Annotated in this window: 13 protein-coding genes; 9 read left to right on the forward strand and 4 right to left on the reverse strand. The window is 51.8% G+C overall.

The features are described from left to right. Positions 1-104 precede the first annotated feature (104 nt). Positions 105-1,001 (reverse strand): type II secretion system protein, encoded by an 897-nt coding sequence (locus KS4_RS17665; protein ID WP_200761228.1) that lies wholly within the window; start codon positions 999-1,001, stop codon positions 105-107. Positions 1,002-1,833: 832 nt separating this feature from the next. On the opposite strand from KS4_RS17665, the gene KS4_RS12585 reads away from it, so the two are divergent. The 7 genes from KS4_RS12585 (at position 1,834) to KS4_RS12615 (ending at position 8,994) form a co-directional block, all read left to right on the forward strand. Then, positions 1,834-2,640, forward strand: a complete 807-nt coding sequence (locus KS4_RS12585; protein WP_145078631.1) for a hypothetical protein — start codon at positions 1,834-1,836, stop codon at positions 2,638-2,640. A gap of 519 nt (positions 2,641-3,159) precedes the next feature. After that, positions 3,160-5,124, forward strand: a complete 1,965-nt coding sequence (locus KS4_RS12590; RefSeq protein ID WP_145078634.1) for a chloride channel protein — start codon at positions 3,160-3,162, stop codon at positions 5,122-5,124. A 143-nt stretch (positions 5,125-5,267) separates the two neighbouring features. Continuing rightward, entirely contained in the window at positions 5,268-6,212 is a 945-nt protein-coding gene (locus tag KS4_RS12595; RefSeq protein ID WP_145078637.1) for an ankyrin repeat domain-containing protein, read from the forward strand. 83 nt (positions 6,213-6,295) lie between these two features. Next, positions 6,296-6,694, forward strand: a complete 399-nt coding sequence (gene rnpA / locus KS4_RS12600; RefSeq protein ID WP_145078640.1) for a ribonuclease P protein component — start codon at positions 6,296-6,298, stop codon at positions 6,692-6,694. Positions 6,695-6,784: 90 nt separating this feature from the next. Continuing rightward, positions 6,785-7,018, forward strand: a complete 234-nt coding sequence (gene yidD, locus KS4_RS12605; protein ID WP_145078643.1) for a membrane protein insertion efficiency factor YidD — start codon at positions 6,785-6,787, stop codon at positions 7,016-7,018. An 18-nt stretch (positions 7,019-7,036) separates the two neighbouring features. After that, positions 7,037-7,363: a hypothetical protein gene (locus KS4_RS12610; protein ID WP_145078646.1), complete on the forward strand. Its 327-nt coding sequence runs from the start codon at positions 7,037-7,039 to the stop codon at positions 7,361-7,363. 101 nt (positions 7,364-7,464) lie between these two features. Then, on the forward strand, positions 7,465-8,994 hold the full coding sequence (locus tag KS4_RS12615) for a YihY/virulence factor BrkB family protein (protein WP_145078649.1): 1,530 nt from the start codon (positions 7,465-7,467) through the stop codon (positions 8,992-8,994). Positions 8,995-9,185: 191 nt separating this feature from the next. On the opposite strand, the gene KS4_RS12620 is transcribed toward KS4_RS12615, so the two are convergent. Then, positions 9,186-9,920 carry a hypothetical protein gene (locus tag KS4_RS12620; RefSeq protein ID WP_234698803.1) on the reverse strand — a complete coding sequence of 245 codons (735 nt, stop codon included), beginning with the start codon at positions 9,918-9,920 and terminating at the stop codon, positions 9,186-9,188. A 222-nt stretch (positions 9,921-10,142) separates the two neighbouring features. Between KS4_RS12620 and KS4_RS12625 the strand changes: the two genes are divergently transcribed. Further along, positions 10,143-11,432, forward strand: a complete 1,290-nt coding sequence (locus tag KS4_RS12625) for an MFS transporter (RefSeq protein WP_145078655.1) — start codon at positions 10,143-10,145, stop codon at positions 11,430-11,432. 32 nt (positions 11,433-11,464) lie between these two features. Here KS4_RS12625 and KS4_RS12630 read toward each other — a convergent pair whose 3' ends face one another. Further along, positions 11,465-12,151: a hypothetical protein gene (locus KS4_RS12630; RefSeq protein ID WP_145078658.1), complete on the reverse strand. Its 687-nt coding sequence runs from the start codon at positions 12,149-12,151 to the stop codon at positions 11,465-11,467. 666 nt (positions 12,152-12,817) lie between these two features. Here KS4_RS12630 and KS4_RS12635 point away from each other — a divergent pair. Next, complete coding sequence (locus tag KS4_RS12635) at positions 12,818-13,333, forward strand: DUF1643 domain-containing protein (protein ID WP_200761229.1); 516 nt, start codon at positions 12,818-12,820, stop codon at positions 13,331-13,333. Positions 13,334-13,750: 417 nt separating this feature from the next. On the opposite strand, the gene KS4_RS12640 is transcribed toward KS4_RS12635, so the two are convergent. Continuing rightward, the gene (locus KS4_RS12640; RefSeq protein WP_145078661.1) at positions 13,751-15,457 is read right to left on the reverse strand and encodes an NAD+ synthase; all 1,707 of its coding nucleotides are present in this window, start codon (positions 15,455-15,457) and stop codon (positions 13,751-13,753) included. Between the last annotated feature and the right edge of the window lie 85 nt (positions 15,458-15,542).

Here is a 15,542-nt window from a genome sequence, read left to right on the forward strand (position 1 = left end):
AATTCATGACATAAAACAAGCCAGCCACCTAAAAGGTGGCTGGCTTTTTCGATCTAGCACATTAAATGCCGATCAGCAGATTAATTTAACCCGCTGCTTAACACTTATGGGGCTTTGTTTTGATTGACATATTCTTCAAAATCGTGGAAGACCCATGCAGCCTGCGCATCTTCGTCATGCACATCGTTTGTCTTGTCTGAATTGACTGTGCCACTGAATGGAGCGTCAACCTGACCTTCAACGTCGCCATCAGCAAACAAGCTGTCAGAATCATTCTGATTGCCTTTGCCAAACTTAGTTACAGGACGCCAGTCAGATTCAAATGAAACGTGGTTATCGTTCCAAGCAACTGAACCTTTCCATTCGTCACCGTCTTTTTCAGTATGGATAGAACTGATACCAGAATCGTTATCTGCATCACCATCATCAACAGCAACTTTACCAGTGTTACGGTCACCGAGAATAGGTGCGAGCGTATTCAGGGTTTCTTTCCATTCAGCAGATACTTGCGAATAGCCGTCCCATTTATCACCGCGAGTATCACCTGATGTTTCAGCTTCTGCAATACGGAGCATCGCATATGAGAACTTATCTGCATTAACCAGATTATCTGCATCTGTCATGTCAGCGTTAGGATCAAATTCCTTCTTAACTTCAACAGGGCTGATCATGAACTCAGGTGCGAAGAAGTTACCTTCAATCAAAATCGCATAACGAGCAGCTGGATCGCCACCAAACTTGTCAGACAATTCTGTTTCAGGGTTCGTTGCATCATTACCCAGAGTGAGCTGACGCTTCGAGTTGATACCTGCAAACTGGCTGCGGTTCGACTGTGCGTGCACGACCATTGACTGGTGGATACCACGAATACGTGTGTTACTCTGCATCTGACGAGCTGTACGGCGGGCAGCACCGAGAGCTGGCAGAAGGATACCGATCAGCAAAGCAATAATGCTGATCACGACGAGAAGCTCGATGAGCGTAAATGCGCGACGTTTCATGTCTGCATCTCCATCTGTTTAGAATCCGTCACAATCAATCGCTTCTTAAATCCAATTTCTATCGCCGACCCCGGCAACAGCATGAATAATCAGATTTAGTCAAACAATCTCCTGTTACAAATCCTAAAAGCTTTAACGTGTCGCGCTCTTGAAATGTCTGTTTCGAAATCCCGTTGATTATAGATTAACCCCGCAGCAATACGCCACGAAGCCAAACAAACGGTTTTATATGATGAACGATTGCATATTCTCTGGAATTCACGAAACAAGCTAAATACAAGAACGCATTTCACAGAAGTAAACGCTACTCCTGCATTGATTAACCTCTTCAATATTGAAATGACTGCCGATGCTACGTCATTTCCAAACCCTCGCCCCATCATGATTAGCAGCCTCAGCTATTCGCTACAGTCAAAATCTCTCAGAACGAGTCAAAAGAACGATTGCTTACTTAACGTAAACCCTTGTAGCGACTTTACTTGCCAATCTCCAAGCGGCACTGCTTAAAATAATTTCAAAACAGAACACGCCTCAATGAGCCCATCTTAATCGCTCTCATCACCGACTGTCAAGGGTATATTCCTACCGGATTTAACTAATTATAACTCACTTTTTCATTGCACTTTACAAACACACAACCTCTCAACAACTAGCCCCTCCGACTCCCTTTTTTCACCCCCTCAATATCCCCTTGCCGATAGCCTGTATCAGCTACCCGCCTCGCGCAAATCAATACTAAACCGCCCATATGAGCCAAAAACTTAAATCCAGGTTTCTCATCATCGCTGCCATCTCACTGGCCTCGTTCATCTTATTCTTCGTATCGCCTTACATGATCCCAGTCAACGACTCCCCGGGTTTTACGTTCTTCTCCGCCACCGTCGGCCCGCTATCTGCAATCTTCCTCCTCACACTCTTTCTCCTCCCCTCACTCGGCCTCTCACTCTTTATTTCTGCAACCAACAACTACCTGACCGCGATCCTCATCCCAACCATCGCCCTCCTCTTCCTCACCTCTCATCTCGGCTCCCCCATCGGCTTCTTCCAACGCGCCATTCTTCCAGACCAATACGCCGCACTCATCATCGAATGCCTCATCTGGGGCACATTCCTCTTCATCAACCTCTACCTTATCCAGCTCTCCAGCAGCAGCCTACGCGCCTTCCTCCCCAAATCACTCAGCCCTCCCACCGCCGACGAAGCCTCCGAATCACCCCCACTTTTCGCCAACCTCAACACAAACACACTCATCGCCTTACCCATCACCGCCCTCATCGGCACCACCATGACCTACCTCACCATTCAATCTACCGACACCGCCCAATCAATTTGCAGCCTCATTCTTGCCTTTGCCATCGCATCCTTCATCGCACGCCTCGTCTTCCCAACCGCAAACCCCGCTATCCTCCTGTTCGCCCCGCTACTCACCGCCATATCAGCCTACACCTTCATTTGGCTTAGCCCCGCACAATACCCATCCTCCGATACCATCCTCAAGCTCATCTACACCGATCAATACCCACCGATCGCTTACCCACTCCCCATTTTCTACGCCTCCGCAGGCACACTCGGCATCATCATCGGCATCTCCATCTCCAATGGACTCGAAAACATCACCTACCAGCAAGCAACCACCTGACATCACGACTTTTGCACCGCCCTCCTTCATCTCACCCTCACTTACCACCCCTTATCATATTCCGTTATATTGTCCTATGAGCAGGCAACATACGCGATCCATTCGCCACACACATCGCCGCTCAATCTTTGGGTCACATCCTCACTCCATAACAAGACGAGGAAACAAATCCGCAGCTCGCTGCACCATCCCTGTTAAGCGCCACCTCCTTTGCCTGCCCATATCCTCTGCCTCACAGCTGCGCCAAGATACTTTCACAACCAAACACTCACCAGAGCGTTCCGCGCCATGAACCTGCACGGCAAGTCATCACGCAGCATGCTCAAAACCAACTAAAAGCTCGCCTAACCGCGATGCCTCGGCTTCACGCAGCCTCAATTTCCGCAATCATCTGTCCCATAAGCCAACTCACCCACGCAAAATCGCGCTGACAACCCTCTTTTACCGATAACCTTACTGTTATCCCTCACCACCACATCGCCACTCATCCCAAACGGCATAACATCAACACAATCCACTATGGCACACCTGATCCAATTCCGTAACAAATTTCACCGCACGATGGTCGCCGCCGGCTTCCAGCGTGACTGGTTCCTCATCCCCCTCGCCGCCGTCATCGGCTGCTTCTCAGGACTCGTTGCAACTGGCTTCGACCACATGGTCACCACCTCCTCTGCCACATTCTTCGGCGATATCGACGGCACCACCGACATCTACTTCCGACTCCTCCTCCTTCTCGTCCTCCCATCATTCGGCGGCCTCCTCGTCGGCGTCATCCAACAATTCATCGCACGCACAAAAGCCTCCCACGGTGTCCCCGAAGTCATGCTCGCCATGGCACGCAAACACGGTGATATCCCCCTCAAAGTCGGCATCTTCAAAGCCATCAACTCCTCGCTCACCATCGGCTCCGGCGGATCAGCCGGCGAAGAAGGCCCCGTCATCCAAATCGGCGCAGTCGCTGGCTCATTCATCGCACGTACCGCCAAAGTCTCACGCGAACACATGGCCACACTCACCGGTTGCGGCGCTGCCGCCGGCCTCGCCGGTATCTTCAACGCACCCATCTCCGGCGCAATCTTCGTTCTCGAAGTCATGCTCCGCGACTTCTCCATGAAGTCCTTCATCCCCATCATGATCGCCACCGTCTTCGGCGTCACAACCTCTCAACTCATCCTCGGCGGTGCCGAAGGCGGCGAAGCCATCTTCAACGTCCCCGCGGCTCTCAAAGACTACGACCTTCAAGCCATCGAAATCCTCCCATATCTCGGCCTCGGCGTCCTCTGCGGTTTCATCGGCGTCATCTACGCCAAAGGACTCAACTTCACCGAAACGCTCTTCGAAAAAATCAAAACCGCACCCTTCATCAAACCCGCCATCGGTGGCGGCCTCCTCGGCATCATGGGCATCATCTTCGTCCTCACATTCAGCCAGCCCTTCGAAGGCGTCTACAAACCACCCGCCTTCTACTCCAACGGCTACCCCGTCGTTGAAGCCATGCTCAACCCCGATTCATACGAACTAGAGCTTGAAAAACAAGCCGTTAAGCAGCAGATCAAAGAAGCCAAACGCGAAGGCAAACCCGCCTCCGAACTCGAGCAACTCAAAGAAGCCATGCCCACACCCGATACCTTCGAAATCACACGCAACTCCGACTACCCCGTCGGCAAACTCACGCTCTGGCTCCTCCTCGCTGCATGCGCATTCAAAATCATCGGCACCTGCCTCACCCTCGGTTCCGGCGGCTCTGGTGGCATCTTCGCGCCCTCACTTTTCATCGGCGCCACCCTTGGCGGCGCCTTCGGACTCTCACTCGAATATCTCGGCCTCCTCCCCGCCGACACCCCTGCCCCATTCGCACTCGCAGGCATGGCCGGTGTTCTCGCCGGCGCGGTCCGTTGTCCACTCACCGCCTTCCTCCTCGTCTTTGAGATCACCCAGGACTATAAGCTCATCCTCCCCACAATGCTGGTCTCCGTCCTCGCCACCATGTGCGCTCAATTCTTTGTCCGCGACTCCATCTACAACGCCCAGCTCCGCCACCTCGGCCTCCGCATGGGCTCCATGTCCGACATGACCGTTCTCCGCCGCCTTGAAGTCATCGACGTCCCACCTGTCCCCGCCATCATCGTCAACCCTGAAGAGCCCGCCACCAAGCTCATCGAACTCGCCAACACCTGCGCCGCCACCGATTTCGTCGTCACCGATGTCAACAACAAGTACCTCGGCATGATCGTCGGCCAAGACGTCCGTACAACCCTTCTTCAACAAGAAGCCATCCCCCTCATGATCTGTGGCGAACTCATGCATTCAGAAATCCCAACCGTCCACCACCGCGACACCCTCGACCTCGTCCTCGACAAGTTCTCCCAGTACGATTCCGCCACCTTCGCCGTCGTCGATCAGAACAACACCGTCAAAGGCGTCCTCACCCGCGCCCGCCTCTTAAAGAAATACCAACGCGCCCTCGACGAGCCCGGCTAAATCCCCCCCCGGAAGTAACGACTGCTTTCAACCAACACAAACTGAAAACCCATCAAGCCCCACACCGCCGGTGTGGGGTTGTTTTTTCATTATCTCGTCATCCCCTCTTCACTCTAATCCAATCATGCAATAAGCTATCAAACATGCCAAAAATCACCAGAGACATTGTCGGCGACTTCATAGATGCTTGTGAACTTGATCACGATAAAGCCACACGAATGGTTCAGGATTATCCAGGAATCATGTATTCAACCGTATTCATGAGCGAGACACCCTTTCATTTCCTCGTCACAGAAAATTTCATTAATGCCATCCGCTTCCTCATCGAACAAGGACAAGACATCAACGCGCTCGACGAATTTAAAAGCACCGCCTTCGAGACCGCTGTTCAAATTGATCGATATGAAATATCAAAACTATTACTCAAGCACGGCGCGGATCCCAATCAACCACCATCCCCTACAGGCGAATACCCTTTTGCCAAAGCCGTAATGAACAAAAACGATCAAATCGCTAAACTTCTACTCGAATACGGAGCCAACATAGATCTCTATGATTCATGGCATATTCTCTATTCGCTGGATGAACAAAACCGTGATTATCAACCCTTCTGCCAAGCAGTAAACCTACTCCCTGAAAATACCGACTTCGTCGCGTACACAAAACAACTTCTTGATCAGCCAACCATACCAATACCTAAAGTTTTCACATTCAAAACAACACTCATTTACTTGACGATCAATAATCATTTTCAAGCCATGAAATACCTGCTACAAACTGAGCAACATATCTATCAATCACAAGCCGACCTTGATACCGCACTCATATACGCAGCCAAAAACAATCACCTAAATCTTGCACGCCTACTCATCGATTCAGGCGCAAACCCAAACGCATGCGTAGTGGTATTTGATCACGATTTATCCTTCACATACACCCAAAACTGCCTCAACGAAGCCCTCCAAACCAACCACTTTGAAATGTTCAGATTCCTCCGCGATAGCGGCGCCAACATCGAGCATAGCGGCGACTACGGCAAACAAATCCTCCCCGATCTCGATCAAATCATCGAAGATTCAAGATCCTAATATAGCCCCAACCCCACAATTCCGCATTTGCCCAACATCCACAAAACTTCCCTCCCCCCTCATACTCAGTTAACCTATCTCACATGCCCCCAGCCCCCCACACATTCTCCTTCCCCCGCGCCCACCGCCTCAGTGGCAACAATCAATTTGCAGCCGTATACCAAGCCAAGATGCGCAAAAACGCCGGCCCCATCGCCGTCCTCACAAAACCCAACGACCTCCCCCACAACCGCCTCGGCCTTTCCGTCTCACGCAAAGTCGGCAACGCCATCATCCGCAACCGCATCAAGCGTCTCCTCCGCGATGCCTACCGCCTCACCCAACACGATCAACCCAAATCCTACGACATCATCATCGCTCCTCGCCCCACCCGAAAAGGTACCGATCCTAAATCTCAAATCCTCACACTCGTTGAATACCAAACCCACCTCCTCACTGCCCTCACCGAATCACATCAGAATTGGCAACGCCGCCTCAAGTGAAACAAACACAACACCTCACTACAATTCATATACCCACATAACCTCGCCGCTCCCACCTAACCCAGCACCAATCCCTAGCACTTTGACACCATGATCGCCTTCCTAAACAACCTCCTCTCTCGTTTCCTCATCTTCCTCGTCATGATCTATCGCTACACACTCTCCCCCGTCATGGGCCGCCACTGTCGCTATCAACCCACCTGCTCGCAATACATGATCGACGCTATCAAAAAGTACGGCCCATACCGCGGCACATACCGCGGCATCAAACGCATCTTTCGCTGCCATCCCTTCTCCAAACACGACCACTACGACCCCGCATAGCGACCCAGGAGATCCACTATGCTCACCCGTTACTTCAAATCGCTTGACCATCTAAACAACATGATGACCTTCTTCATCATCCTCTTCTATCTCAACCTCTTCCTCCTCCGCAACGACACACTATTCCTCATCAACCTCATCACCATACTCTTCATCATGCCCTTCCACGCCTTCCGCATCTACCAACGTGCACAAAGCAAAATCGACCGCCACTACGCCATCCGCCACATCATCCTCTACTTTTTCCTCATCATCCCCATCCCCTTCCTTGGCCAAATACTTATCCCACTTCTATTAAAATCCGACATCAAAAAAATCGCAGCACACAACAACTCTTCTGACTAATCCTAGACCTCCCCGCCAAAATCCCCGATACTAACACTAAGCTCATGCTATCCATGCGCTTATCGGAAACAACGACGCATTCAACCTAAACCCCAAACGCAATGCCCAACCTCACCAACATCCTCACCGCAATCAAGCGAATCCTCTCCACACCTGTGGATGAACTATCACGTGCACAACTCCACCTCCGCAACACCATTGACCTCGTCTTCTTTTGTGGCCGCAAAATGAAAGAGGACCGCGCCACACAAATGGCAGCCGCCCTCACCTACCGCACCATCTTCTCCCTTGTCCCCCTCACTGTCCTCGCCCTGCTCATCTTCAAAGCCTTCGGCGGCTTCGCCGCACTCGGCGACAACACTCAGGAAGGAATCTACAACTACCTCGGCATCGACTTCGCCACACAAACACATACCCCCCCTGATAAGACAGCAGCTTCCCAAGACGTCAACCAAACCCAACACCTCGACACCGCACCCTCACCACCATCTAATCAACCACTACACACCTCTTCAACGAACGCACCTCCCCCTCTAACCACAACAACCACGACTACGACGACAACAACGCAAACCGCACCGTCCAATCAAACTCAACAAACCGTCGTCACCTTCTTCGAAAACCTCGACGATCAGGTCTCCGATATCAACCTCGCCGGCTTCGGCGCCATCGGTATCGCCGTCCTCATCTGGGGTGCTGTCTCACTCCTCGTCACCGCTGAGCGTTCCTTCAACACCATCTACCAATGCCCCGCCGGCCGATCTTGGCACATGCGCATCACCATCTACTGGGCCATCATCACTCTCGGCCCCGTCCTCCTCTTCATCTCATTCTTCGCCGCAACGCAAGCTCTCGACTTCGCCAACTCCATCCCCGGCCTATCCACCCTCTTCTCCCTACTCTCAACATTCACCGCACTCATCACCACCTGGCTTCTCCTCCTCATCCTCTACATGCTCATGCCCAACACCCGCGTCGCCTTCCGCCCCGCACTCATCGGCTCACTCGTCGCCGCAACCCTCTGGGAACTCGGCAAGTCAGGCTTCCGACTCTACGTCACCAAAGCACTCTCTGCAGCTTCACTCAACGTCGCCCTCTACGGCTCACTCGGCCTCATCCTCATCTTCCTGCTCTGGATCTACATCACCTGGCTCATCATCGTCTTCGGCCTCGAAATCACCTCCACACTCCAACTCCTCCCCGGCCAGCGCCTCAAAAACCATCAACAACAATCTGACGCCAACGCCGTCCTCTCCACCGAACACCTCCTCCTATTCCTCGCCGCCACCGCACACAACTTCTGTCATGCCGAGCCCACGACCGCTCAATCCCTTGCCCAATCCCTCTCACTCTCAGCTCGATCTATCCAGCAGTTAGCCGACTTCCTCATCACTCACCACCTCATCCATCGCCTCGATACCTCCGACACATCCGTACGCGCCTTCTCACTCGCTAAACCACCACAAGACATCCCGCTCTCTCACATCATCGACCTTGCCCACGAACAAACCACCAGCCGCCTCAAAGACACCCCCGACTTCCCCACCTCGCGCTATCTCAACAAACTCATCAAAGCCCAAAAATCCGCCACTCATTCCCAAACCCTCGCCGACATCATCGCCCACAAATAAATCCCTCCCCCCCCTTCCCCCCTACTTCAGCATCTCCCACGTCATCTTCAAGCCTGCCACCGCCGGTGGCAGGGTGTTTGGAACATAAACAATCAAGAATTGCACAACGCCAATTGCATAAAAACATTTGATCAAAAAAACCGCAGACATCCGTCCACGGCTTCTTCTCATTCAAATCATTCTCAAGCTAATCATTCATGCTCATGTCCGTCCCCATCATCCCCATGCACATCATGCGTCTCTTCATCCATCTCTCTCGCCTTAAAATACAGTTCAAGTTTCAACTCACTCAGCGGCACATTCCCAAACAGCACCGCCATATCCTCATCATCCGGATCAATCATTAAGTCCACCACATCCCCCTTATCAACCGACTTCGTAAACACGATCCGTTCACCCCCAGCATCCACCAGATACACGTCGCCTCGCCCCGGCGCCACATATTCAATCGCAACACCACCACCCACCATCTCCGTATCATCTAAAAACGACTTCAGCTTCACGCCATCATCCGGCTTAAAGAACATCGCAAAATCACAGTTCTCAAACATCCCACCCCCAAACAATGTATCCACAGTGTGTTCATTCATACTGAAAGCTGAACCATGATTTGGAACTAAATATTCTGTTTTGATAATTTTTGCATGATTCAATTCCACAACATAAATCACCCCGCCAACACTAGATCGAAACACCATATTATACCCCCGCGCCACTTCCTCAGCCCCTTCAAGCACTTCTGGTATTGCTTGCGCATTCCACCCTTTCCCGATCGTCCTCCTACTGACTTCATGCTCAACCTTCTCAATCGGTTTCGTCTCTTTCTTCACCACCTCGACCCGATTCCCGACCTGACACCCACTCATCCCGCCTGCCATCAACCCCAAAACAATACTCATACCCACGATCTGCCCGCGTCTAATCATTGCCCGTACCTTTCAATTGATATGTAACAGGTGAAACACTCACCTCAGAGCAATCTAACCCCGCCTTCACAACCCCGCAAGACTTTTCTTCTTCATTACTAAAAGTTAAACCTCAATTTAGCTATCTAATCAACCGCTACAACCTTGATCCAAAATTCAATCACCATACAATCACACAAAATCCTCCCCGCATTAATCCCTCCAACATCCCCCCCCTAAATCATGCCACAAACAAGCACACCATCTACACCCTCCTCTCGCCGCATGCACTTCGGCCGCTACGACTACGCCGCATTCTCCGCATTCCTCGTCTACGCTGCCGGCTCACTTGCCATCCCCATTGCACTCGTCAATATCGCCGACGACCTCCATTTCCCTCTCGCCGAAGGCGGCCTCTCCGCTGGCGGCCTCCTCTCATTCGCACGCACCATCCCCATGATCCTCACCATGCTCATCTGCGGCTTTCTCGCCGGCCATCTCGGCAAACGCAAATCCCTGGGCCTCTCCGTTGCCGTCATGTCTCTCGGCATCTTCCTCTGCGCTTTCGCCCCGCAATACGCACTCCTTTTCCTCGCACTCGCTATCGCAGGCCTCGGCGAAGGCATCATCGAAGGACTCGCCACACCCTTCATCCAAAACCTTCACGAACACGATCAGCCCGGCCGCTACATCAACTTCGCACATGGCTTCTGGTCAGTCGGCGTCTTCTTCACCGTCACCATCGCCGGTCTACTCCTCACCCTCGGCGTACACTGGCGCATCATCCTCGCCTTCATCGCCCTCCTCGGCCTCATCCCCACCGCACTCTTTCTACTCCCCCAAACCCACAAAAATCCATACCCAGAATCCACCGAGCCTTACCACCCCAAAACCATCATCAATCACGCCAAACGCATCGTCAAAGTCCCACGCTTTTGGCTATACTTCGCCGCCATGTTCCTCGCAGGCGGCGGCGAATTCGGCCTCACCTTCTGGGCCGCCAGCTACATCCAACTCAACTTCACAACCACCGCACTCGCCGGAGGACTCGGCACAACCTGCTTCGCCGGCGGCATGATCCTCGGCCGAACAGGTTTCGGCTTCTACCTCAAACAACACCAACTCCCAAACCTCATCACCATCACCGCCGCACTCGCCGTCATCATCACACTCCTACTCCCCTACACCAACTCGCTTCTTCCCTTCATGCTCGTCCTCTTCTTCGCAGGCATCGCCGCCGCCCCACACTGGCCCTCCATCCAAAGCTACGCCACAGACCGGCTCCCCCATCTCAACACCACCATGATTTTCATCCTCCTCTCATGTGCCGGCATCCCCGGCTGCGGCACCGTCACATACCTCATCGGCTACATCGGTTCTCTCACCGGCTCGCTCCACACCGCATTCCTCATCATCCCCCTTTGCTTCCTCATCGTCACCCTCCTCATCGGCATCGATTGGCTCTTCTTATCTCCCAAAGATCTCACCCATCGCACGCCCGAACCTCAAATAAAAAACCCGCCACTCGCGTAACGGGTCTATCTCTTCAATCGTTATCTTCGCACTCAAGCGCGTTGTCTGCGGCGTAACAACATCGGCAGTAAAAAGGCACCCGCGCCTAACGCCGCAGGTGTCGGCACAACAACAGGTTCCTGCCCTGCAATCACTTCACCCAGTTCAATCTGAAACCGCGTATTCTCAAAACCCTCACCCGCAATTGTGAAGAAACCAATCCCCTCAGCCAATCCTGCAATAGGAACACTTACATCATCCCCAATCTCGATCGTGTCTGCTGGATACTCAAACTCCAAATCAACACGGTCACCACCTGCAAAAGTAACAGGATTAATCCTCTCACCCCACGCTAAAATCACTCGGTCATTATCGCCTTCTAAATTCGTTTGATCTTGCTGCAAAATATAGTTCGCACCTGAATCACTCAGATCAAACGTATACGAATCGCCGTTGATAGACAGTTCAATCGCTTGAACTGATGATGACGCTGTCAACCTTGCGCCGCCATCTAAATTCAGAACGTTGTCTGGATCCACCTCATAAACAAAACGTACGATTGCTTCGTCTCCAACTGTCGCATCGCCCGGAGCATAATTTGTGCTCCCATTACTTGTCAAAGATGTAATCCGACCACTTGTCTCTACATACACCGGAGCCGCTTCCGCAATGCCCGCAATGCCCACAAATGGGATCAGACCAAATGCGCCCTTGTACACATAACTTAGTGAAAATTCCATAGTGATTCTCTTTCTTAACCAATGCGTCTATCTGAAGTAACCAAAATCTCGTCCGACTGCGATGCACCGTAAACGTAGATGCAAGAACGTAGATGCAAGCGAACCAATACTTCACCACTCCGCGGCAACAATAGGCCCATACAATGACGCGACTCCAATGCATCTCAAACTTTCTTTCATACCCAACAATCTCACATCGCTCACAGCGTTCAAACGCACTTCCACTATCGCTTCACCTAACCGTTCAATGGATATCCATCGCGCGTGAGCATTTGAGGACAACAGAACAATTCAGACACAACCTACAACTATGCTCCTAAATAAAAGACTCATACTTTTAGATATGAGTCTTTTCATCTCAAGGACAATACGCCATCCGCTGTAAATCGACTCACCTCTGCATTAACTCAAACGTCACAGTTGACGTATTAATCAAGCTCATCCCATCCCCACAACCACGAAGTTGAAAGATAGTCATTCATCTCGTTCTCTAACGCCATTTCAGCATTAATGACAACAACAATCCAACCACACCAAATACTGTCGGCGTCGGTACAGCAACTGATGTATCACGATATATTCGATTAATCCTACCCCGATTTCACCACTCATATTTCGGAGCTTGCCCCTTTTTACCTTGTTTTACCGATCCTGTATCATTGAGCCATGACCAGAACGCTTACACCTGCCGCGACCCCCATCCCGCCACTTCTGCAATCGACCGCCCGGTTTTCAGATTGCCGCAAGTACCGCTATACGCTGCACCGAATCTGGGAACCTGAGAAACCATACTGCATGTTTGTCGGCTTAAACCCCTCGACTGCGGATGAGATACAGAACGATCCGACGGTGCGCCGCTGCATCGGATATGCCATCGACTGGGGGTTTGGCGGGTTGGTGATGACGAACATTTTTGGTTTTCGCGCGACTGACCCCAAAGATATGAAAGCTTGCCCAGAGCCGATCGGATCGCGTAATAATTATTGGCTTAAAAAAGTGTCTGCTGGCGCAGGACTTACACTTTGCGCGTGGGGGAATCATGGGTCACATCTGTCACGATCTGAAGATGTTTATCCGTTGCTTACGAATCCGCATGCATTGAAAATTACAGGTACAGGCGAGCCTTCACATCCACTCTATCTGAAAAAAGATCTAGAACCCATCCCCTATATCCGCGACTAATCTTTGCATCAATCCAGGTCGATATGAATACCTGCATTTAAGTCTTTATTTCTTAACAACGGTTTTGTGCGCATCAAACCGATCACTTGAAGATGCGCCTTTGTGCGCGGGCTGCCAATTCCGAGCTTAAGCGTGCATTTCTTGGGTCATTTCTTTCCGAAGTTCTTAATTTTTCCGGATTTTTTGATCAAAATGGGCTGTTTTTGCATCGCCCACTTTTCAGTTCGTATCATTTCACAACCCGCGTCGGCGTAAGCACTTGCTCAATGTTGCTCTTTAAAATAAGACGTATTTGCGCGCACAGTCAATATTAATGTGCGCACGTTTTGCTCAGTTTTCTGCAAGTCACATGCGCAATAAATCATCCACAGACCAACATAAATATTTGCGTGTGAATTAAAAATCAGATGATCGTAATTAATCGCCGACAGACCAGCGGTTGTCGTAACGCTGGGCGATAGGCATGCGGCGTCCGAAGCCGAAAGCGCGGCCAGTGATTTTGAGGCCCGGAGCGGCTTGCCTACGCTTGTACTCGTTAAGATCAATAAGCCGCACCATACGCAGGACGATATCTTTGTCGAAATCTGTCTCATCAATGATATGAGCTGCAGATTGTTCCTTTTCGACATAGCGTTCAACGATCTCGTCGAGGATTTCGTAATCGGGGAGAGAATCCTGATCTTTCTGGTCGGGGCGAAGTTCGGCTGATGGAGGTTTGGTGATTGTGTCTACGGGAATGACGGGGAGGTTGTATTGTTTGAGAAGCGGCGAGTCTGGAGAATCGTTGATCCAGCGAGATAGGTCGTAGACCATCGTTTTAGGAACGTCACAGAGAACAGAGAAGCCGCCACACATGTCGCCGTAGAGAGTGCAATAGCCGACAGCCATTTCAGACTTGTTACCGGTGGTGACAAGGAGTGCGCCAAATTTATTTGAAATGGACATCATGACGTTGCCACGGATGCGGGCCTGGATATTTTCTTCGGTAACGCCTTGCTGGGTGTCTTTGAACAAATCGGTGAGCATGGATTCCAAGGCGGTGTGGGCTTGCTCGATGGGGATGACGTGGAAGTCTATGCCAAGGTTAGACGCGAGGATTTCAGCATCGGAGACGGAACCGTCGGATGAGTAGCGAGAGGGCATGCCGATGCCGATGACGTTCTCTTTCCCGATGGCGTCAACGGCGATGGCGCAGGTGAGTGCGGAGTCGATGCCGCCGGAGAGTCCGAGGACGATTTTGGTGAAGCCGCATTTACGGACATAGTCGCGTAAGCCGAGGGTAAGCGCATGATAGACGGAGTTGAGGCCGGTCTTAGGTTGTTCGATGCGGCCTTCAAGGCGATCATTTTCACTATTTTTGTCCGGCAAATCGGCGATGAGCAGATCTTCTTCAAAGTCTTTGGCGTGAGCGATGATTTCGCCACTCGCGTTGATCACACAGGAGTTACCGTCGAAGACGAGTTCGTCGTTGCCGCCGACCTGGTTGCAGTAGACGATGGGTTTGTGGTGCTTTCGCGCGACGTGGCGCATGAGGTTGAGTCGAAACTCGTGCTTGCCGAGAACGTAGGGAGAGGCGGCGGCGTTGATGAGGATGTCGGCGCCGAAGTCGACGAGTTGGTCGACGGGGTTGAGATGATAGAGGGGGCGTTCGAAGACGTCGTGTTCGTTCCAGAGATCTTCACAGATGGAGATGCCGAGGTTTTGGTTGTCGATGGTGGTGAGGGTTGGGGTGTCGGCGGGTTCGAAGTAACGACGCTCGTCGAAGACGTCGTAGTTCGGGAGGAGGGTTTTGACGTGGTGATTTTGGATTTGGCCATCGGCGCAGACGGCGACGGCGTTTTGAAGGAGGTGGCCGGCACCTTTGGGTGAGGCGATGGGGTAGCCGATGAAGGCGGTGATCCCAGTGCAGGATTGAGCGATGTGTTCGACGAGGTCGGCACATTGCTTGATGACACGGGGCTTGAGGAGGAGGTCTTTGGGGGGATAGCCAATGAGGGCGAGCTCGGGGAAGATGATGATCTGGGCGTTGCGGTCTTTGGCGCGGCTGATATCACGAAGGATAAGCTTGGTGTTGCCACGGAGGTCGCCGACGGTGGGGTTGATTTGTGAGATGGCTATTCGCATGAGGGGTATTGTATTCGGGAATGGAGGAAATCTCATATTTCAGTGTGGATTTGGAGATGTTGAAGGGGATCTGTGTGGAGATGTG

The organism is Poriferisphaera corsica (assembly GCF_007747445.1).
In the GTDB taxonomy this organism is placed as follows: domain Bacteria; phylum Planctomycetota; class Phycisphaerae; order Phycisphaerales; family Phycisphaeraceae; genus Poriferisphaera; species Poriferisphaera corsica.